Here is a 19,526-nt window from a genome sequence, read left to right as displayed (position 1 = left end):
TATTAGTATAATTATTAATTTCCAGCTGAACTTACTAACTCAGTAAACAGAGTAGCTGTCTCTTTTTTACGTTCTTGTAAAATATGATGATAAGTTTTGTGAATTTCCTCTGGGGTATTCCCAAGTCTTGCAGCAACATCTTCAACAGTGGATCTATTTTCCTTATCGTTAAGAAGTATAGTTGCATGAGTATGTCTTAAACCATGTGGTGTGATCCTTTTAATGCCCACTTTTTTTATCACACGATCTAAAGCGTTATTTACAGTGTTATCGGATAACGGTCTTCCTGTTTGATAGGAGATAAAAACAAAATCTTCTTCCTTCAAATGACGCCCGAAAGCCAATAGTGTTTTTTTGCACCAAATTTTATAAGTTTTTAGTTGATCAATAATAGATTCATCAAGAACAATTATACGATAGCTATTATCTGTTTTGGGTGGACGAACCCCTTTATTATCTCTTGTTCTCTCAATGGTAAGTGTTCGATTTTCAAAATCAATATCATTCCAACATAGTCCGTTTCCTTCTCCTTTTCTTAATCCAGTATAAGCTAATGTTAATAGTAAGGTATAATTTGTAATGTTTAAGATTTTTTTTGCTTTAACTAACAATTTATTCAATTCATGAGCTTCTAAGTAGTTTCCCTTTAAACTAGATTTTGAAGCATTTTTCTTCTTTTCATTTTTATCCTTCTTTTTGTCCTCTTCATTCTTCTCAATGCCTATCTGTAATTTGGTAAAACGGTTTCTTGGTATAATTTCTTCTTCAACCGCTGAATTAATTCCTATTTTAAATATGCTATAAAGGGACTTTACAGTACTAGGTTCCTTGGGTTTCTTACTATCGTTAAGAAGTGTATTTATGAATTCTTTTTGGAAAGTTGACCTTGATAATTCAGAAAGTTTATAACTACCAAGTAAAGGTTTTATATGCACACGAATGGCAGATTCCCTCTGCGTACGAGTACTAATTTTCCAATTATGTTTGTAGGTTTCATACCAAGTATCAAACCATTGAGCAACCGTATAATTTGAAAACTCAACCGGCTTAGTGGCTCCTCTTATGGTATCCACTTTTAATTTTAAGAGAGCTTGGTATGCTTCTTTCTCCGTATTGAATCGTCCCTTTTTCTCTCTTCTTTTCCCATACTGGTCGTAATACTTATGACGGTACATCCACTTCTTTTTACCTTTTGTATCAGAATAATAGTAAAGTTCTGGGTCTTTTTTTGATTTGTTTAGTTTCATATTTCTATTCCTTTCTATAAGCATGGGCAAATGCAAACAAAAGAAATGTAATCTAGCAAATTGAATTAGTATAAACATATTACATTATAAAATTTTTCTTTCTAACCTCTTTAAGAAAATTTATTTTTTATTTGAAAAGCTATTCGAATTAGTAAAATTGGATGCTAATATGCTTTACAGCAAGTTCCATTACTACATGAATAATGGACAATAGGACAGAAAGAAGGTGAAGGCATGTTATCTGAAGCAAAGATTAATGTTGAATTAGATACTGATTCAATTAAAAAATATATTCAACAAAAAATTGATGAACAAGTTCATGAGAGTTTATTCTTGGTAGATGTGGACACTTTATGTAAAAAATGCTCTATGTCCCGACGTCACATGGAGGAAGAGTTTCTGAATGATCCTCGCTTTAAATTAATTGAGAAAAGAAAAGCTCGAAAAAGATTTTATTATTGGGAAGAAGCAAAGAATGTAATTGAAGAAATTATCGATGAATGGTAAAGATGAATTTTACAGTACAGTTAATAGAGGAAAGTTAGTAAATGAGCTAATACAAATTAAAATAGCATGGGCAAATAGTAGGAAGATATAATGGTAAACATAAATAGCAATCTATTGGTAAATGAGTTCGTTGTTGCATAGAAGGAAGTACCCTTAAAGTACTTCCTTTTTCTAAACTTATGCATGGACTAACATCAGAAATAATTATCGTAGAATTCAATCTTGCAATACAAAAATCACTTACTTTAACACTAGTAAACGTTTGTTTGTCTTATTATAAGGAATCTAATATGTAATATAAAATTTATTAATTTGCTTTTCTAATACCTACCGATTTTGCACCGCTTTTTTTCGCACCTTTTACAAAAAGTCTTACAATGTCTGCTTCGGTATTTTTCCTTTTACATAAAAATTAGATCACCCTATTCTTTGTATTTTCTATGATTATATGAATTGAAAAATAGAGTGTGATTGATAGACTAAAAATAATATAAAAATTAATATTGGAGTTTCTCCGCAAACAATCAAATATTTGATAGTAATATAGCAAACGCATAAAAATTGCTTTATTATAAATGGTAAATTGGGAGTAGCGGATTCGAAGGAGCTACTAATAATAAAAATATTAAACACACTTTTCATTATCTGTTGAGTTGTAAATAAAAAATCTCTTATTCGAATTTATACTTATGAAATAGGAAAGAGAAGGGGGGATTAGAATGAGTAAAATTATTGATACTTTAGGTGAATTGGCCGCAAAGCAAAAATTGGTTCCTTTTATGGGGGCTGGTTGTTCCGCTTCAATGCTTTCAGACTGGGATACGATTACGAAAGAGATGGCTAATTCTATTGGGTTAGATGAGGATAAAGACACTTTGGAAACCGCTCAAATGTATCTAGATATATTTGGAAGAGATAAGTTCTGTTCCTTTTTAAAAAATAGATTAGAAATTGATAATTTTAATGATGAAAAAGGATATATCCATTTAACAATAATGAACATGGGTGTTCCAGTTATTTACACTACAAATCAGGATAATGTAATGGAGAAAGGGTATGAAAAATACGGTAAGAGATACAAAACAATAGTCCAATTAAAGGACTTTGCTGATATTAAGTTAAATGAGCAGCTTTACATCAAGTTTCACGGGGATCTTAACTATCCTGAATCCATAGTGTTTACAACCGAGGATTATAAAAAAAGAATGGATAAGCAAGAAAATGCACTTAATATTCGGTTGCGTGCTGATTTATTAGCTGAAAATTTGTTGTTCATAGGCTATAGTTTCTGTGATATAAATATCCGACAAATGTTTGCTGAACTCCAGAAAGCGTTTTACGGTGAGTTACCAAATTCTTATTTGATTGCCTACGAATATAGTGATGAACTCCAACTAGTATGCAATCAATATGGAATTGAATTAATAGATCCTTTAAATGAATTTCCAGAGGCAGAAAATAATGTAGAGGCCTTTAACTTATTCTTGCAACATATGCTTGAAAAGTCGAGGATTAAAAAAGTTAATGAGGAAATTAAAGAATTTTTTACACCTGTTTATCCAAGACCGATAAAAGTGGTTAGTAACCAGGAATTAGAACTTACTTTTAGAAAAGGCTGTAGAGGAAAAAACATTTACTGTTGGAATTGATTTATTTAGGGAAATCTGTGACGCATCAAAGATTCCCCTAGATTATGAGAAAAGAATCGTAAGTATTTTTGTTAAACTTGCTCAAAAAGCAGAAACTGATAAACAAACGGATGCATTAAATTCATCGATATTTAATTTGAAAATTACCAATCCCTTAAACAGATTGGAAATTGTATCCGCTCTTATGGCAACTTCAAATGTAAGGAGCCTAAAAGGTAAGTATGCTACAGATACATTCTTTATTAGTTCTAAATACAGCTTAGATAAGTTTTATATTGTTCTGGCAGCAAAGGCAATTGAAAATGTTTATAGTTGGGGATGGCAACCAACACCTCCTCTTGCATGGAATGTTAGTAACTGGATTAATAGAAGCACAGATATTAAGACATTACCTGAACAAGTACAACAATACGTATCGCATTGGGTGGATAAAATGGGGAGTGATTGTAGGACTGTTGCAGAACATCCAATTAAGAGACAACAAAGACTACAAAGTTTTTCTAAAGAAAGTTTGACAAATGATGACATAAATTTATTACTTGAATTAATTAAGCTTAAAAATTAATTTTAGTAGTTATACATACTTCTAGGTCACTCCCTTTTCGAGAATCCAAGTCAAGTATAAAAGCAGTGGATTTAAGAAGAAATCACACTGCTTTTGGGTTTATTATGAGGGCAGTAGAAACTTATTGCTGGAACAGAACAGACAGAAAAATCCTGAATAATTCCTTGTAACAAGTGCTGGTAAAAACATTGCAGAGGACTAACCTTAATGACAATGAACTTAACAAAATTTCAAGTGTTTTTGCTTTAATATGCCAAATGCTTAAATTATTTATTTTCTACATTAAAATTATAGCTGGGTCTTTTTTTATAATGGATGGTAAATATCCTGAGTTTTTTACTGTATTTTTTCTATCTGTGTAGAATAAAGATCTAATAAATGCTTGGTTGTATCAATATTTCTGTGACCTAGACGTTCAGAAACGTATTGTAGCGGCAACCCCTTAGAAAGTAAAACACTTGCATGAGTGTATCTAGCTAATGCAAGAAATACCATATAAGTGCTTAAACCACTCTTTTTACCCTCATTAATTATTCTTTCATAAAGCGTTTTATATAATCTTTGACTATCACCCACATTTAAGTGTTTTTCCACCGGACTTTTTGCATCATTTGTATAGTATATGTTTGTCTTTCTTGTGAAGTTATGAGGAATGATTTGGTCAATTACTGCATTTTCCACACAAGAACGAATATGATCATTGACTTTCTGAACAGTTTCTTTAGCTCTATTTTCTCCAATGGAGTTTAAAAACTCTTGGTATTTATCTCTATCTATTTTTTGTATTGGCATGTTACCAAAAAAATTCTTTAGTAATAACCCGGAATAATTGTAATTATTTCTTGTAGAGATGAATATATCCTTTTTATATAGATCAGTCCATTTATTAAAATATTTATTAAAAGGAAGTGGTTCTAATTGAGGTAAAGCTCCTTTTGCAAGCATATTTTCTATTTCATTAGCTGCTATTCGTGCCTCCTTTATAGTTTTTAAACCAAATTTCCTAATTGGTTTCTGTTTTCCATCTTCCATATTGCATATACTATAACCATAACCTTTACCCTTTTTTATAATACTCGCCATTTGTAAACCTCCTAATAGTTGTTTTCATACTTAGCCATGCTGCTGATACAATAAATTGTAATGTTATAATATTAATTAAGAAAATAAGACTTTGACTTAACATCTGTCAAAGTCTCATTTCATAAAACACTTGAAAAGGTATATGATAATAGGTTTATAGTTTAGCTGAAAATATCTATGAAATGATTTTCAAGAAATTTAGCCATTTTAGTCGCTTGAAATGACCATAATTGTCCACGAGCTTTTGGGTAATAGACAAACCCTCCATTTTCAACATTTAATATTTCTTTGAATTCAGAAGGGTACAATACATTTTCCTTGATCCCTTCTTGTTTACGGTTAATACGATTTTCTAAATCACGCATCGTCCAATATTTACCTTCTAATTCATTTCGTTTTAATTCTTCTAATTCAACTTTTTTAATAATTACGTAATCTTCGGGGACTTGAAACTTTAATTGCACTTGCAAATTCTGCATTATGTTTTCTCCTTATTTTTATTTGAATAAGAATAAAACCCCAAATGATAGACTTATAGAAAGTCTTGTCATTTGGGGTTTTTCCTTGTTCATTTTAAGTTGTTAGATTAGAAATAGTATTGATCAAAAAACTTATTAAAATAAATCGTTGGTCGAAATATGAGCTATGTGTATCATTTTGTCATTCTTGGATATAGTAATTTTCCGTTGTTACTATTTATACTGCAATATTAACTCAAGAAGAAACAAAGAATTGAGTTACGATTAACAAAAGCTTATGAGTGTGGGGAATATCCTCCCACTATGTTCTTGAATTCGATCAAAAGATCTAAATAATTCATTCTTAAGCAGTAAATTAACGTTTGAATTTTGAGCATTGCGATACTATCTGGTTCAATGTTGTTTATCCTAATAATTCGTGAGTAGTTTGTTGCTCCAACATTGCTTTAATGTGGGGATTCTGGAAAAGTTCTCTTTTGAGACTCGGCTTGAAGTATGATCAAGTGTAAGTATTTTCCAACATTATCTCTCCTTGAGAAAACTGTAGTCACAAGGTGTATAAAATTAATTATCTTGTAAAAGAAAGAATGAATATTACTAATTTAGCTCATTCAGTTAATAGAATTTTTCATCTTAAAAATAGGTATGGAAATATCTTAGACAGCGATTTAGTAAAAAAAACTAAGAGTTAATGAGGATAGGAGTATATACTATCCTCATTAATGTCCTTATTCTACTTTGTAATTAGTGGGTGTCCTAAAATACCATTACTTACAAATGGATCGATAGTAAAAAAACGTAGGGTCCAATAATACTCGTTGTCCGCTATGTTGTCTAGGCTGAGTGAAAAATATTGTCGCCCTTGTTTAATAATTTCCTTACGAAAAGTTTCTGGATTTTCTCCTACTATATATGGAATGGTTGGATCATTTGATATATCCCAATAAAATATCATCGACAGATCTCCACTGCAGTCACCAAACTCTTTTGGTTGTTGGAATTGAGACATATGATCAAGTGCATATAATGCAATTAATTCAATACTATCAATGTACATACCAGCACCCATTTCTGAAATATCCTTCCATGTTAATGTGTTAATTTTTTTATAAAAATTCTCGTCAACCTTAGTTAATTGCATTTTAAAAACTCCCTTGTGATTTTGATGTGAAATGAACATATAATATCTATTAGTCGCTTTGATAATGGTTATATATATTCATTTCAGTATTCTGAACTAAAAACATTATACTATCGAGTTTTCATATTCCTAGGGTGTTTTTAAATATTGCAAAAAATTTTCTCTACACGAATACTACGGGAAGGCAATCGGGATGTATGAAAGGCATGAAGGCTTTACTACATAGTTTTGTCATAAATAACTAATCAAATATTAAAAATATAAAATTTAAATACGCTTTTGTTCTTTCAAAATCTTATTTTAAGAGTCAGAGTTCTCTCACTTTTAAATAAGAAATCATATAATCAAATGATACGGAAAGTCGAATTAATCATAGTTACGGGGATATGCCGTTTTCAAGCCCGCGCTTTCTCAGAATTTAATAAAACAAATAATACTGTAGTAAACATTCAGATTGTTGCATACTACTAGCTCCTTAAATGGCTATTTATGTTAAAATATTAAGAGAGTGAAAGAATGCAGCACTTAAAATAACGGGGTAGGTAAATTATATTAAAATATACATAGTTAATTTTAAGGAGGCTGAAGAATTAGATGAAACCACGAATTTCAGTTATAACATTGGGTGTAGATGATTTGGAAAGGTCATTGAAGTTCTATCAGGATGGTCTTGGACTTCAAACAGAAGGAATCGTAGGTCAAGAATTTGAGCACGGTGCTGTTGCATTTTTTGATTTACAATCAGGAGTAAAACTCGCCATATGGAATCGTAAGGATATTGCTCATGACACAAGCATAAAACAGACACCAAAAAGCCCTACTGAATTTACGATTGGTCATAATGTTAGGAGTAAGGAAGAGGTCAAGGTGGTAATGGAACAGGCAGAGACAGCTGGTGCAGTTATTACAGTTCCAGCACACGATACTTTTTGGGGAGGGTATTCTGGATACTTCCAAGACCCTGACGGACACTTGTGGGAAGTAGTTTGGAATCCAGCTTGGGAGTTTACAGAATAAGTTAGACCTTCATGTTTAACTAAAGGGGTGCTTGAGTTGTGATATTATTTTACGATAAAGAAAGGGCAAGTCGAATATAGTTATTCACTCTTTATAAAAGAGGACAGGACCACAATGGCCTTGTCCTCTTGACAGCCTCATTTATAATTCCAAGGTTTAAAATTTTTCATAATTTACCCAATCCTATTCTTCCTCCAAGCCATCTATATACTTCTTCATTTCAGCTATTTCTTTTCGCTGGGCTTTGATGATTTCGTCTGCCAGTTTTCTAACACGGGGATCGGAAATTTCTGCTCTTTCACTCGTCAGAATTGCTATCGAATGATGGGGAATCATTGCTTCCATATAATCTACGTCATCGACGAAAGTCTGGCTCCTTAGCAGATAAAGTGATAGAGCGAAAACAACGGCACTTCCTGCAAAAATAGCGATATTCACTTTCTTTTTTTTCAACATATGGGACATAAACAATAGCATGATAACAGCCATCGTAGCTCCCATTAATATGGCCATATAAACCCTTGTCTCACTGAAGAAAATGTGATCAACCCTGTAAGTACTCCAGTATTTAAAGATAAACATGATAATAGTGGATGTAATTACCATCCCGGCAAATTTCCAATATGGCTTCATCTTTTACACTCCTTTAAGTAATCTATTATCATACATCCCCTGTATTTCTGCAGAAAGTGTGCAATTTTTATATTTTTTTCTAGTTTTTTTGGAACCTGAAAAACCCTCGCTAAGTGCGAGGGTTACGTTAATCTATTCAACCGGTGAGAGTTCATCTTCTGTCACCCATTTATGATTGGCAACTTCCTCTCCTGTTTTGGAATCCGGATAACTTACCATGTATACAGTGGTATTCTCTACAGAGTTAATTGTTGCGGCAGCACCAGTCATGCCTTGCATATGGTCTGCCTCAAGAACAACTTCCTCTCCCGGTTGATATGGGTGTTCTCCTGCATCTTTAATTTCTTCATGGATAACCCACTTATGATCTTTTACCTTTTCTCCGCCAGTTGTTGGTGTGTAGGTAACAGTATAAACTGTCGTTTGATAAGCTCCATCAATCGTTGCAACAGCGCCATCCATACCTTCCATATGGTTTCCATTTATTACTGCCTTACTACCAACAGGATATGTAGGATCTTTGCTGCTAGCTAAACCCTCGGGAACTTCACCTGAACTTGAATGATTCATGCTGGAATGATCCATATCTTCCATAGCATCAGCTTCTTCTTCCGAGTAGGATTGTTCATTCATTTGCCCCTTTGCTGGTGAATTATTCTCAGTATTCGAGCCACTTTCTTTTTCTGGATTTACCTCATTCACGCCACAAGCAGCTAATACAACAGCTATAAACAGTGGGGCAATACTCAGCACCAATTTCTTACCCATACGTTTTCCCTCCATTAAATAGAAATGATTATTATTTTCAAAAAAGTCAGGCATTAACAGATATCTCATTTGGAATACACTCACCAAAAACGCCAACTGCTTAGGCTATATTAACTTCATTGATGTTATACAGGTATTGTCACCCTCAAAGGTAGATATTTCAGCTTTGGCCGTTTTTTCTTTATGTTCAATGGTAACCTGAAATGTTTCCCCACGTGGAAGCCATAAGTCAATAAATCCATTTTCTAATGAGGTCATGGTTTCATTAACAATCACATTGCCTTCTTCATCTTGAATATGGATATCAAATTCTTCTAGAACCAGTTCACCTTGACAGCCTGTTAAACTATGATTGGCACAAGGATGAGTTACACTGATGTATGGGGCAATAGATACAAAGAACTCTTCATCGGGAAGTTTATATGCAACTTCCTTAGTATCACTTTCTGTCACAATTAATTCGGTAGATGTAACAGAGGCAGATACATTGTCAGAATTTCCTGCACTGTAGCTGCTTATCACTTCTTTGATATCTGGTGTTTTATTTTTGGTTGATGTACCATCCTCACATGCAGCAACTGTTAAGAAGAGTAATAATCCAAGTGTTGCCAGTAAGACTTTTTGCATAAAATTCCACTCCTGTTTATTTAATATTCCTTTCAATTATAGCCAGTAAATATGCAAAATATATGGAGAACCTGGCTTTTTTTCTGCACAGAAACTGGATATTTATTTTTTATGATAAAAAAAAGCCTCCTAAGTATTTCTGTTTTGGTATTTGAGTATAAGTGAGCTATTCTAAAAGAATGCAGAGAAACAGGAGGGTGGCGTACAATCATGCTGCTGGATAAACTATGGATAAAAGAGGTTCATTATGTTTAATAAGTTATCATTGAAAATTGGATTATTATTTTTTCTGTTTATATTTGCCATTGAGATTTTTGTATATTTTACCCTTTATACAAGTATAGCTAATGAACGGATTGAAGAAGTTATGAACAACTTATTAGCAAGGGCCAATACACATAGTGCTGTCTTAGAAGGCAATTTTGATCCTTCTACACTGGAGCATGTTACTATTATGGAGTCAGAATCAGATTACGCAGTTATTATTACAAATGCGAAAGGTGATATCATTATCCACTCCGATCCTATGGAAAGAGAAATGCTGGAAGTAATCAGCCATACCGATTATGAAGAGGTGCCAACTGTAGGAAAAGTAGTGGAACAACGCTGGAAGGAAAAAGAATACATTGCAGTTGATAGTCCGATAACCTTTGATGAAACCCATCATGGGCATGTCTTTATGTTTGCTGAGACATCTAATGTGAAAAGTATTGTCAATCATTTAAGTGGTCAATTTGCCTTGATCGGAATTATCACGATTCTGGTCACGATTATTACCATTTTTATTCTGTCTCGGTTCATTACATTGCCACTATTAAAAATGAAAGAGGCAACTGAACAGTTAAGCAAGGGTAAAAATAAAGTGGAATTACATACAGAGCGAAATGATGAACTGGGGGAGTTGGCTAGTTCTATCAAGAGGTTATCGAATGATCTGGAACGATTGAAAAATAACAGAAATGAATTTTTGGCAAGCATCTCTCATGAACTGAGAACACCATTAACTTATATCAAAGGATATGCAGATATCATTAGTAAACAGGAGATTACCGCTGAAGAAAGAAAAGATTATATTGCTATTATACGGGAAGAGACAGTGGATTTGACTGCATTGATTAAAAGTTTATTTGACCTTGCAAAAATGGATGAAAATAAATTCATTATTCATCGCAAGAATGTAGACCTTAGACAGCTTCTCCAAACGATTGAAGAGCGGGTAAGCCCAGTACTGCAAGAAAAAAATATCCGCTTTTCGTTAACTTGTCCTAGTAATATCCAGGCAAATATCGACCCTGACAGAATCCAGCAGGTATTGCTGAATATATTAGACAATGCCAGAAAGCATACACCGGAAGGTAAGCTAATCTCATTAGAGGTAGCCAAAAATGACAGCGAAATTATAATAACAATTGCCGATCAAGGCGAAGGAATACCAAAGGAAGATATCCCGTATCTTTTTGAACGTTTATACCGGGTCGAAAAATCCCGTTCCAGGGAAAAGGGCGGGTCAGGGTTAGGACTGGCAATTGCAAAAGAAATCATTGAATCACATGGTGGGACGATTGAAATCGAAAGTGAACAAGGCACAGGAACAACCGTGATTATTTATTTAAAAAGGGGTGAAAGCAATGGTGAAAGTTCTTTTAATCGATGATGAGAAAAGAATGCTGGATTTATTAGCATTATATTTAAGACCGCATAATTATGTTTGCAGAAAAGCTGTAAATGCGAGTGAAGCCTTATCTTTTTTAGATGCAGAAGCTTTTGATATTGTTCTACTGGATGTGATGATGCCTGAAACGAGCGGCTGGGAATTGTGCCGGAAAATCAGGAGTCATTCTAATATCCCTATTATTATGGTAACTGCCCGTGAACAGAAAGAGGATATTGTAAAAGGATTAAAATTAGGTGCAGATGATTATGTAACAAAACCTGTTGATGAAGATGAATTGTTAGCGAGAATGGAAGCATTGTTACGCAGAACGGAGCCTTCCAATCAGATTGAGATAAACGGACTTTTATGGGATGAAGCTGAGTTTGAGTTATCTTACGAAAATAATGTAATCAAGTTAACACCAAAGGAATTTGCGATGCTGGGATATTTTATGAAAAAACCTAATCAAGTGTTTACTAGAGAACAATTAATTGAATTAATTTGGGGCTACGAATCACAAACAGAAGGAAGAACCGTTGATTCGCACGTTCGTAACATGAGAGAGAAAATCCGCCAGGCCGGATTCCCCATTGATTACTACTTTAAGACAGTCTGGGGCGTAGGATATAAGTGGGTTACGAAACTCTGAATATAAATATAAAACTTCTCAGAAATAAATGCTCTTATTTCTGAGAAGTTTTTCATTTTCATGATTCCTGATTATGCTAGCTTTTTACAAGCTTCAGCACATTTAAAGCAAGCTTCAGCACATTTTTGACAGTGGTCAGTATCATGCTTTTTGCATTCATTACCACAATCCTCGCAAATTTTTGCACAAACAGCAGCCAGATCAGAAACATATGGGGAATTTCTTGAAATGGCTTGTTCAAGATAATTACAAATATCCGCACATTCTCTGTCCAGCCGGATGCATTTTGCCATCATCTTTACATCATCTTCCTGTAAACATGCATCAAAACAGTGGTTACATTCCGCCATACAGTCATGCAGTGTTTGAATCAGTTCTTGATGTTGTTCATGTGCCATATTTACATTCCTCCTTTAAGTATTTCACTCATACTATTACCGCAGCGGTTTTTACATAAACAAAATTTTTAAAACTCGATAAAAACTGCACAGAATCTTAATAATCTGTCATGGATAACAGATATCGCTAATCAGTATTTGTATGACAGCAATAGAACCAGGTTATGGATTAACTTCGATCTTACGTTGTAGACACATACTGCGCAATAAGCAGCTTATTTTTTTTGACTTTGTGAAAAAATTTACAAAAAAAAGATGAGGTTAGTTTAAGAGTAATCCATTAATCTTGCGTATTATTTTGCATATTCTCAATATAAAATTTCTTTCTGTATTGGGTGGGGGAGTAACGTTTATGTTCTTTAAATTTACGAATAAAATAGCTGAAATTCTCAAAGCCAACTAAAAAAGGAAACATCCAAGACTTTTAGATCACTGCTTTTTAATAACTCAGCAGCCTTTTGACATCGATATTCATTAATATAGGTGATCGGTGTTTTTCCAATTGCCAAATGGAAATATTTAGAGAAATAGTTTTTGTTCATACTCAAAAGAGAAGCTAAGTCTTCAAGTAATATTTTTTTATCGTAATTATCCTGGATATAGGTAATTACTTTTTTTTGTTTTCTTGTTTCTCTTTAACGCTTGTTTGTAATTCCCCAAAAAGTTGGTTCTCATAAAGCTCTAAAATAATTTCTAGCAACATGATTTTAATTCTTAATGCAGATAAGTCAGAATCAGTTTTGTCTATTGAAATTATTGTTTTAAGCTTATTGGCTAAATATTTCTTTAAGTTCCCATCAATCTCAACAGTAGATGGAAATCGCAAAAATCCTTTACTGAGGATTAATAATAGAACTTTCGCTAATATCAGGATAGTCAAAATTTAATATCTGCGGATGAAATACTATGGCATGGTGAATCGAGCGACCTTTTGAGGTAACTTTATGTAAGTCACCAGAATTGATAAAAATAAACTGCCCCTTTGTAACATGTCTTGTTTCTGAATTAATAGTAACCTCTATTACTCCATCCTCAACAAAAATAAACTCTAGTTCCTCGTGCCAATGGAAGTCTACATGATATTCTCTTTCTCTAACCTTACTGTATATATGCAACGGAAATAATGGAGTACCATGAGTGGACTTTTCTTTTAAAGTTGGCTTATGCATAAATTTTCTCCTAAAGTGAAAATAGTGTTATTTTTTTTATAAAAGTGCAAGAAGTGATGCATCAAATTCATTATACTCAATTTGTAAGCGTAATACAAAAAGGGGGATGGAATTGGAAAAAGCTCAACAAAAGTGGTGGCATAAAAGTGTTATATATCAAATATACCCTCGTAGCTTTAATGACAGTAACGGTGATGGAATTGGTGATATAAAAGGTATTATACAAAAATTAGATTATATAAAAAAACTAGGGATTGATGTTATTTGGTTAAGTCCAGTTTATGAATCTCCTAATGTAGATAATGGCTATGACATAAGTGACTACCACTCTATCCTATCTGAATATGGAACAATGGATGATATGAATAAACTGTTATTAGAGAGTCGTGAACGAGGAATGAAAATTATCATGGATTTAGTTGTAAACCATACTTCAGATCAGCATCCATGGTTCATTGAAGCCAAGAAATCAAAAGACAACCCCTATAGAGATTATTATATTTGGCGTGATCCAGTAAATGGTCATGAGCCAAATGAACTTAATTCTAATTTTGGGGGATCAGCCTGGGAGTATGATGAAAATACAAATCAATTTTAATTACACTTTTATAGCAAACAGCAACCTGATTTAAACTGGGCAAATGAAGAGATGAAACAGAGTATTTGGGACATGATGAATTTATGGATTAATAAAGGTATAAGTGGTTTTCGTATGGATGTAATTGATTTAATAGGGAAAGAACCTGATAATCTAATAAAAGAAAACGGTCCGAAGTTACATGATTATTTGCAAGAAATGTATCTTAATACTTTTGGAAAACACGATTTATTAAAGGTTGGGGAAACATGGGGAGCAACAACAGAGAATGCTAAGTTATACTCTGATCCTAATCGAAAAGAATTGAATATGGTGTTTCAGTTTGAACATATGAACTTAGATAAGATACCAGGCAAGCGAAGATGGGATTTAAAGAAATTAGAGTTAGTCGAGTTAAAACAGGTATTAAGTAAATGGCAGTATGCCCTTGATCAAGAAGGGTGGAACAGCCTATTTTGGAACAATCATGATTTACCAAGGATTGTATCTAGATGGGGGAATGATCGTGAATATCGGGTCGAATCAGCAAAGATGTTAGCAACATTATTACATGGAATGAAAGGTACACCCTATGTTTATCAGGGAGAAGAGATTGGTATGACGAATGCTGCTTTTAATTCGATTGATGACTATATCGATATTGAAACTCAAAATGTCTATAAAGAAAGAATAAAAGCTGGTTTTAGTGAAGAAGAAATTATGGAATCATTTTATATGAAAGCAAGAGACAATGCCAGAACGCCGATGCAATGGTCTGATGAAAAAAATGCAGGTTTTTCTACAGGGAAACCATGGATGAATCTAAATCCCAATTACACTTTTATTAATGTTGAAAGCGCTCTTAGTGATAAAAACTCTATTTTTTATCACTATCAAAAATTAATCAATATGAGGAAGAATAATACTACTCTTATTTATGGTACTTATCATCTCCTCAATCCCGAGGATGAGAGTATTTATGCATATGAACGTATTTTAGAGAACAAGAAACTATTAATTGTCTGCAACTTCTACGAGCATGAAAAAGAGTTTTCTTATGAAAGATCCAGGAGCTCAAGAGCAGAGATTTTAATTAGTAATTACAATAATTCAAGTTTAGATTTAAAAAAGATAACATTGAGGCCTTATGAAGCTATTATGTATGAAATAAATGAAGGAAAGGTTTGAGAAAATGAGTAATAACATAGATGAAACTGCTCAGCAGATTTTAGATAATATTGGCGGACCGGAAAATATAATAAGCGCTGCCCATTGTGCCACGCGGCTCCGTTTAGTTTTAAAAGATGATTCGATTGTAAAATCTGAAGAATTATCAAATATAGATCTTGTAAAGGGTCAGTTTAGTAATTCTGGTCAATATCAAATTATTATTGGTGCAGGCACTGTAAATGAGGTTTATAGTTCGTTAGTTAAACTCGCCGATATTAATGAATCTACTAAATCTGAGGTTAAAAAAGAAGCAGATAAAAAAATGAATACGGTTCAAAAACTTGTGAAACTTTTGTCAGATATATTTGTACCTATTATTCCGGCTCTTGTAGCAGCGGGTCTTCTGATGGGGATAAACAATGTTCTGACGTCTCAAGGATTGTTTATTGAAGGCAATTCTTTATTGGATATATACCCGCAAATTACCGACTTAGCTAATATGATCAATATCTTTGCAAATGCAGCTTTTGTCTTTCTCCCTATTTTAATTGGTTTTTCAGCAACGAAAATGTTTGGTGGAAACCCATATTTAGGGGCAGTAATTGGGATGATTATGGTCCATCCTGATTTGTTAAATGCGTATGGGTATGGAAACGCGGTTCTTAATGATACTGTACCTGTGTGGAATATATTTGGCTTTTCAATTGAAAAAGTAGGATATCAAGGAACTGTTTTCCCAGTACTAGCTGCGTCATTTATTTTGGCGTGGACGGAGAAGAATTTACGTAAAATTGTTCCGTCCGTACTCGATAACTTATTAACACCGTTATTGGCTGTCTTTATCACAAGCTTTCTTACTTTTAGTGTTGTTGGTGGAATTATGAGATCTGCGGGGGACTTATTAGCTAATGGTTTGGTTTGGTTATATGATACATTAGGCTTTTTTGGAGGTGCTATTTTTGGATTCATCATGGCACCGTTAACATTGACTGGTATGCATCACAGTTTACTCCCAGTTGACATTCAGTTAATTGCGGCTGGCGGTTCTTTCTTACTTGCGCTTGTAGCTTCAAACAACGTTGCACAAGGGGGAGCCACTTTTGCAGCTATGCTACTCACAAAAGATAAGAAAATGAAAAGTGTTGCAGTCTCTTCAGGCATATCAGCTTTATTAGGGATTACTGAGCCAGCGATGTTTGGTGTGAATCTTAAATTAAAATACCCATTTTATGCTGCAATGATAGGTTCCGCACTGGGATGCGCATATGCAGCTTTTGCCCAAATCACAAATGTAGCACCTGGACCAGCTGGTGTTATTGGATTTGTCACTGTTCAAGCTGGAGATGTTATAAACTTTTTAATAGCAATATTAATTTCAGTTATAGCATCATTTGTAATAACAATTCTTCTGTCTAAGTCTAAAAAGTTAAATAAAAGCTTGTAATCAATTTTGACTATTAACCTATCCTTTGAATAAAAAGTAATTTATTTTTAAATGTCAACGATCAACTTTGATTATTCTAATCATAGATGTCAATTAGGTTGAAGATATATAAATGTAACAGGCTCGTTTTAAAGAAACGAGCCTGTTACATTTACCATAAGTCTTTATCTAATAGTAGTTCAAAAAGGGAGAGTTACTTTAAAATTTTTAGGGTTAGTATAGTGCAACTAAGGTACGTACTACATCACGGATAGGTGTGAGCTAGTTTTCTTAATATTAAAGGTGGTTGTTAATGATGAAAAATGGTGTGATTTGTTTAGGAGAAGCATTGATTGATTTTATTCCTCTTGATAATGAAAATTTAACTTATCAAAAAAGTCCAGGGGGTGCACCTGCTAATGTTGCTGTAGGTATTGCTCAGTTAGGAGCGAAATCAACATTTTTGGGGAAGGTTGGCGATGATGTTTTAGGGGCATTTTTAAGAGATACATTAGCAGCATATCATGTAAATACGAGCCAAATGTTTTTAACGAAAGAACATCGTACCGGTACTGTTTTTGTTACGTTAGCGAAAAATGGTGAACGAAGCTTCGATTTTTATATTAATCCAAGTGCTGATCGCTTTTTAAAACCTGAAGAGATAAGTGAAAAAGTGTTGACATCACATCGAGTTCTCCATTTTGGATCTATTTCCATGATTGATGATCTTGCTAAAAAGGCGACGAAAAAGGCAGTACAATTAGCAAAGCAAGCAGGAATGTTGATTTCCTATGATCCCAATCTTCGCCTAGGGTTATGGAGAAGTGAGGCAGAAGCGAAAGAAACGATTGTATCTATGCTTGACCAGGTAGATGTTGTGAAAATTTCAGAAGAAGAATTAAAGTTTATTACCGGTGAACAGGATATTCAAGCCGGAATAAAAAAAATGGTAGCATACGGTATTCCACTATTGTTTATTACATTAGGCGGTAAAGGGTGTATTGTAATCTTAAATGGAGAGCAGTCAAAAGTATCTGCAATGAAGGTTGATGCTGTAGATACGACTGGTGCTGGAGATGCCTTTGTCTCTGTTATTTTATATAAACTAAATGCATATGGTGGGAACGTTGGGGAACTTTCTTTAGCTGAGGCCAAAGAAATGGCGATGTACGGAAATGTTTCAGGAGGTTTAACTGCATCTAAAAAAGGGGCAATGTCTGCATTACCGACACTTGACCAAGTAGAAAAATATGTGGAACAAGTAAGGCGGGAACAAAATGTCTAAATTGGATCAACAGTTACGATTTGAAGCCATAAAGGAAATTGAAAAGTATCAAGATATCGTTCAAAGCGATCCTTATTACCTTCATTACCATATAGCTCCATCTGTAGGCTTGCTGAATGACCCGAATGGATTTGTTCAATGGAATGGTGTTTATCATTTGTTTTATCAATGGATGCCATTTAAAACGGGGCATGGTGCAAAATTTTGGGCGCATTATACATCAGCAGATCTCGTTCATTGGAAGGAGGAGCCAATTGCGCTCACACCCTCTGATTGGTTTGATAAAAATGGCTGCTACTCTGGTAGTGCTATTGTACATGAGGGTCAGTTGTACTTGTTTTATACAGGAAATGTGAAAGATGAAGTAGGTAATCGTGAGACATATCAATGTCTGGCTGTTTCGAGTGACGGCGTGAAATTTGAAAAAAAAGGTCCAGTGATTAACCTACCAGAGGGATACACACCTCATTTTCGTGATCCGAAAGTATGGAGGAGCGGTGATAAGTGGTACATGATTATTGGTGCGCAAAGTGAAAAACTTGAGGGGCAAGCCGTGCTGTTTCAATCAACAGATCTTCATCATTGGGAGGATCTTGGCCCCATCGCAGGTTCAGATGGAGAGCTTGGCTTTATGTGGGAATGCCCAGATTTCTTTAATATAAATGGTAAGGATGTTTTATTATTTTCTCCTCAAGGGTTGGAAGAAAAAGGGATGAAGTATCATAATGTGTATCAATCTGGTTATATTCTGGGACAGTGGACAACAAATATAACTTACAAATTTCCACGCCATTTGAAGAGTTAGACCGGGGATTTGAATTTTATGCACCACAAAAAACAATAGACGATAATGGGCGGCGCATTTTGATTGCCTGGATGGGTGTTCCAGAGCAATATGAGGATAAGCATCCGACAGTAAAACATAAATGGCTCCATGCCATGACACTTCCACGGGAACTAACTATAAAGGATGGAAAGGTCTATCAAACGCCTATAACAGAGTTGGAAATATTACGCGAAGAGATTGTCCATCAATTTAATTTGTCTCTAAAAGAAAGCAATCAACAAGTTATTGATATGGATAAGGAAACAGCAGAGCTTCTACTAGAGGTAAATGATCAAAGTACAGAACGATTAGAGATCTCCATTCGTGGAGAGGTTCGTCTTATTTTTAATAAAGAGAAAAAAGTATTTACATTCGAACGAAGGAGCTTTGTAGATGGCTTAATGGAGCGTAGACAATGTGAATTAAAAAGTCTACAACAGTTACAGGTGCTTTTAGATGCTTCAACGATTGAAGTATTTGTAAATAATGGGGAAGAAGTATTTACTGCGAGAATGTTCCCTTATAAAGAAAACAAGCAAGTTAAAATCGGTTCTTTTGGTAAAACAACAATCAATTTTTCTCATTGGAGTTTAAAAAGTCATAGTCAAATTTTTTCAAGAGGTTATAAGAATGTTAAGTAAGATATTTGTTTAGAAAAA

Annotated in this window: 18 protein-coding genes and 2 pseudogenes; 10 read left to right on the top strand and 10 right to left on the bottom strand. The window is 33.9% G+C overall.

Features of this window, described 5'->3' with window-relative positions; genetic code table 11:
* Positions 1–14 precede the first annotated feature (14 nt).
* Positions 15–1,247: a tyrosine-type recombinase/integrase gene (locus BMW36_RS12980; RefSeq protein WP_089741772.1), complete on the bottom strand. Its 1,233-nt coding sequence runs from the start codon at positions 1,245–1,247 to the stop codon at positions 15–17.
* 234 nt (positions 1,248–1,481) lie between these two features.
* Here BMW36_RS12980 and BMW36_RS12975 point away from each other — a divergent pair, with 234 nt between their 5' ends.
* From BMW36_RS12975 to BMW36_RS20600, 3 genes are all read left to right on the top strand, one after another.
* Entirely contained in the window at positions 1,482–1,754 is a 273-nt protein-coding gene (locus tag BMW36_RS12975; protein ID WP_089741770.1) for a hypothetical protein, read from the top strand.
* Positions 1,755–2,473: 719 nt separating this feature from the next.
* Positions 2,474–3,403, top strand: a complete 930-nt coding sequence (locus BMW36_RS20605; RefSeq protein ID WP_245711678.1) for an SIR2 family NAD-dependent protein deacylase — start codon at positions 2,474–2,476, stop codon at positions 3,401–3,403.
* Positions 3,404–3,587: 184 nt separating this feature from the next.
* Entirely contained in the window at positions 3,588–3,968 is a 381-nt protein-coding gene (locus tag BMW36_RS20600) for a hypothetical protein (RefSeq protein WP_245711677.1), read from the top strand.
* A 336-nt stretch (positions 3,969–4,304) separates the two neighbouring features.
* Here BMW36_RS20600 and BMW36_RS12965 read toward each other — a convergent pair whose 3' ends face one another.
* The 3 genes from BMW36_RS12965 to BMW36_RS12955 form a co-directional block, all read right to left on the bottom strand.
* Entirely contained in the window at positions 4,305–5,051 is a 747-nt protein-coding gene (locus BMW36_RS12965) for a tyrosine-type recombinase/integrase (protein WP_089741768.1), read from the bottom strand.
* A gap of 161 nt (positions 5,052–5,212) precedes the next feature.
* Positions 5,213–5,530, bottom strand: coding sequence for a DUF771 domain-containing protein (locus tag BMW36_RS12960; RefSeq protein WP_089741766.1), 318 nt, complete (start codon positions 5,528–5,530; stop codon positions 5,213–5,215).
* 733 nt (positions 5,531–6,263) lie between these two features.
* On the bottom strand, positions 6,264–6,671 hold the full coding sequence (locus BMW36_RS12955) for a hypothetical protein (RefSeq protein WP_089741765.1): 408 nt from the start codon (positions 6,669–6,671) through the stop codon (positions 6,264–6,266).
* Between the two features lie 594 nt (positions 6,672–7,265).
* Here BMW36_RS12955 and BMW36_RS12950 point away from each other — a divergent pair.
* Positions 7,266–7,688: a VOC family protein gene (locus BMW36_RS12950; RefSeq protein ID WP_089741763.1), complete on the top strand. Its 423-nt coding sequence runs from the start codon at positions 7,266–7,268 to the stop codon at positions 7,686–7,688.
* Positions 7,689–7,871: 183 nt separating this feature from the next.
* Here the strand turns inward: BMW36_RS12950 and BMW36_RS12945 are convergent, their stop codons facing one another.
* The 3 genes from BMW36_RS12945 to BMW36_RS12935 all read right to left on the bottom strand — a co-directional run bounded on the left by BMW36_RS12945 (position 7,872) and on the right by BMW36_RS12935 (position 9,716).
* Positions 7,872–8,321, bottom strand: coding sequence for a DUF305 domain-containing protein (locus BMW36_RS12945; RefSeq protein ID WP_089741761.1), 450 nt, complete (start codon positions 8,319–8,321; stop codon positions 7,872–7,874).
* 132 nt (positions 8,322–8,453) lie between these two features.
* Complete coding sequence (locus tag BMW36_RS12940) at positions 8,454–9,089, bottom strand: YdhK family protein (protein ID WP_089741759.1); 636 nt, start codon at positions 9,087–9,089, stop codon at positions 8,454–8,456.
* A gap of 105 nt (positions 9,090–9,194) precedes the next feature.
* Positions 9,195–9,716, bottom strand: coding sequence for a CueP family metal-binding protein (locus BMW36_RS12935; RefSeq protein WP_089741757.1), 522 nt, complete (start codon positions 9,714–9,716; stop codon positions 9,195–9,197).
* A gap of 247 nt (positions 9,717–9,963) precedes the next feature.
* On the opposite strand from BMW36_RS12935, the gene BMW36_RS12930 reads away from it, so the two are divergent.
* A complete protein-coding gene (locus BMW36_RS12930; RefSeq protein WP_089741755.1) occupies positions 9,964–11,370 on the top strand; it encodes a sensor histidine kinase in 1,407 nt (468 codons plus the stop codon).
* Positions 11,345–12,019, top strand: a complete 675-nt coding sequence (locus tag BMW36_RS12925) for a response regulator transcription factor (RefSeq protein WP_089741752.1) — start codon at positions 11,345–11,347, stop codon at positions 12,017–12,019. The genes BMW36_RS12930 and BMW36_RS12925 overlap by 26 nt, the downstream gene beginning before the upstream one ends.
* Positions 12,020–12,090: 71 nt before the next feature.
* Here BMW36_RS12925 and BMW36_RS12920 read toward each other — a convergent pair whose 3' ends face one another.
* The 3 genes from BMW36_RS12920 to BMW36_RS20590 form a co-directional block, all read right to left on the bottom strand.
* On the bottom strand, positions 12,091–12,417 hold the full coding sequence (locus tag BMW36_RS12920) for a four-helix bundle copper-binding protein (protein ID WP_089741751.1): 327 nt from the start codon (positions 12,415–12,417) through the stop codon (positions 12,091–12,093).
* A 389-nt stretch (positions 12,418–12,806) separates the two neighbouring features.
* Positions 12,807–12,959 carry a helix-turn-helix domain-containing protein gene (locus tag BMW36_RS20595; protein ID WP_245711676.1) on the bottom strand — a complete coding sequence of 51 codons (153 nt, stop codon included), beginning with the start codon at positions 12,957–12,959 and terminating at the stop codon, positions 12,807–12,809.
* A 291-nt stretch (positions 12,960–13,250) separates the two neighbouring features.
* Positions 13,251–13,586: a cupin domain-containing protein gene (locus tag BMW36_RS20590; RefSeq protein WP_245711675.1), complete on the bottom strand. Its 336-nt coding sequence runs from the start codon at positions 13,584–13,586 to the stop codon at positions 13,251–13,253.
* 106 nt (positions 13,587–13,692) lie between these two features.
* On the opposite strand from BMW36_RS20590, the pseudogene BMW36_RS12910 reads away from it, so the two are divergent.
* From BMW36_RS12910 to BMW36_RS20850, 4 genes and pseudogenes are all read left to right on the top strand, one after another.
* Positions 13,693–15,351, top strand: a pseudogene (locus tag BMW36_RS12910) (glycoside hydrolase family 13 protein).
* Between the two features lie 4 nt (positions 15,352–15,355).
* Entirely contained in the window at positions 15,356–16,777 is a 1,422-nt protein-coding gene (locus tag BMW36_RS12905) for a sucrose-specific PTS transporter subunit IIBC (RefSeq protein ID WP_089741880.1), read from the top strand.
* A 295-nt stretch (positions 16,778–17,072) separates the two neighbouring features.
* Positions 17,073–18,041, top strand: a complete 969-nt coding sequence (locus BMW36_RS12900) for an aminoimidazole riboside kinase (protein ID WP_089741878.1) — start codon at positions 17,073–17,075, stop codon at positions 18,039–18,041.
* Positions 18,034–19,508 (top strand): annotated as a pseudogene (locus BMW36_RS20850) (glycoside hydrolase family 32 protein). The gene BMW36_RS12900 and the pseudogene BMW36_RS20850 overlap by 8 nt, the downstream one beginning before the upstream one ends.
* Positions 19,509–19,526: the final 18 nt, after the last annotated feature.

The organism is Gracilibacillus ureilyticus (assembly GCF_900111195.1).
Lineage (GTDB): Bacteria > Bacillota > Bacilli > Bacillales > Amphibacillaceae > Gracilibacillus > Gracilibacillus ureilyticus.
This window is presented reverse-complemented; position numbering and strand designations above follow the sequence as displayed.

What these genes read in the sequence shown, in the direction of transcription:
- BMW36_RS12980 (WP_089741772.1), bottom strand. Translation starts at nt 1,247, where the DNA reads ATGAAACTAAACAAATCAAAAAAAGACCCAGAACTTTACTATTATTCT.
- BMW36_RS12975 (WP_089741770.1), top strand. Translation starts at nt 1,482, where the DNA reads ATGTTATCTGAAGCAAAGATTAATGTTGAATTAGATACTGATTCAATT.
- BMW36_RS20605 (WP_245711678.1), top strand. Translation starts at nt 2,474, where the DNA reads ATGAGTAAAATTATTGATACTTTAGGTGAATTGGCCGCAAAGCAAAAA.
- BMW36_RS20600 (WP_245711677.1), top strand. Translation starts at nt 3,588, where the DNA reads ATGGCAACTTCAAATGTAAGGAGCCTAAAAGGTAAGTATGCTACAGAT.
- BMW36_RS12965 (WP_089741768.1), bottom strand. Translation starts at nt 5,051, where the DNA reads ATGGCGAGTATTATAAAAAAGGGTAAAGGTTATGGTTATAGTATATGC.
- BMW36_RS12960 (WP_089741766.1), bottom strand. Translation starts at nt 5,530, where the DNA reads ATGCAGAATTTGCAAGTGCAATTAAAGTTTCAAGTCCCCGAAGATTAC.
- BMW36_RS12955 (WP_089741765.1), bottom strand. Translation starts at nt 6,671, where the DNA reads ATGCAATTAACTAAGGTTGACGAGAATTTTTATAAAAAAATTAACACA.
- BMW36_RS12950 (WP_089741763.1), top strand. Translation starts at nt 7,266, where the DNA reads ATGAAACCACGAATTTCAGTTATAACATTGGGTGTAGATGATTTGGAA.
- BMW36_RS12945 (WP_089741761.1), bottom strand. Translation starts at nt 8,321, where the DNA reads ATGAAGCCATATTGGAAATTTGCCGGGATGGTAATTACATCCACTATT.
- BMW36_RS12940 (WP_089741759.1), bottom strand. Translation starts at nt 9,089, where the DNA reads ATGGGTAAGAAATTGGTGCTGAGTATTGCCCCACTGTTTATAGCTGTT.
- BMW36_RS12935 (WP_089741757.1), bottom strand. Translation starts at nt 9,716, where the DNA reads ATGCAAAAAGTCTTACTGGCAACACTTGGATTATTACTCTTCTTAACA.
- BMW36_RS12930 (WP_089741755.1), top strand. Translation starts at nt 9,964, where the DNA reads ATGTTTAATAAGTTATCATTGAAAATTGGATTATTATTTTTTCTGTTT.
- BMW36_RS12925 (WP_089741752.1), top strand. Translation starts at nt 11,345, where the DNA reads ATGGTGAAAGTTCTTTTAATCGATGATGAGAAAAGAATGCTGGATTTA.
- BMW36_RS12920 (WP_089741751.1), bottom strand. Translation starts at nt 12,417, where the DNA reads ATGGCACATGAACAACATCAAGAACTGATTCAAACACTGCATGACTGT.
- BMW36_RS20595 (WP_245711676.1), bottom strand. Translation starts at nt 12,959, where the DNA reads ATGAACAAAAACTATTTCTCTAAATATTTCCATTTGGCAATTGGAAAA.
- BMW36_RS20590 (WP_245711675.1), bottom strand. Translation starts at nt 13,586, where the DNA reads ATGCATAAGCCAACTTTAAAAGAAAAGTCCACTCATGGTACTCCATTA.
- BMW36_RS12905 (WP_089741880.1), top strand. Translation starts at nt 15,356, where the DNA reads ATGAGTAATAACATAGATGAAACTGCTCAGCAGATTTTAGATAATATT.
- BMW36_RS12900 (WP_089741878.1), top strand. Translation starts at nt 17,073, where the DNA reads ATGAAAAATGGTGTGATTTGTTTAGGAGAAGCATTGATTGATTTTATT.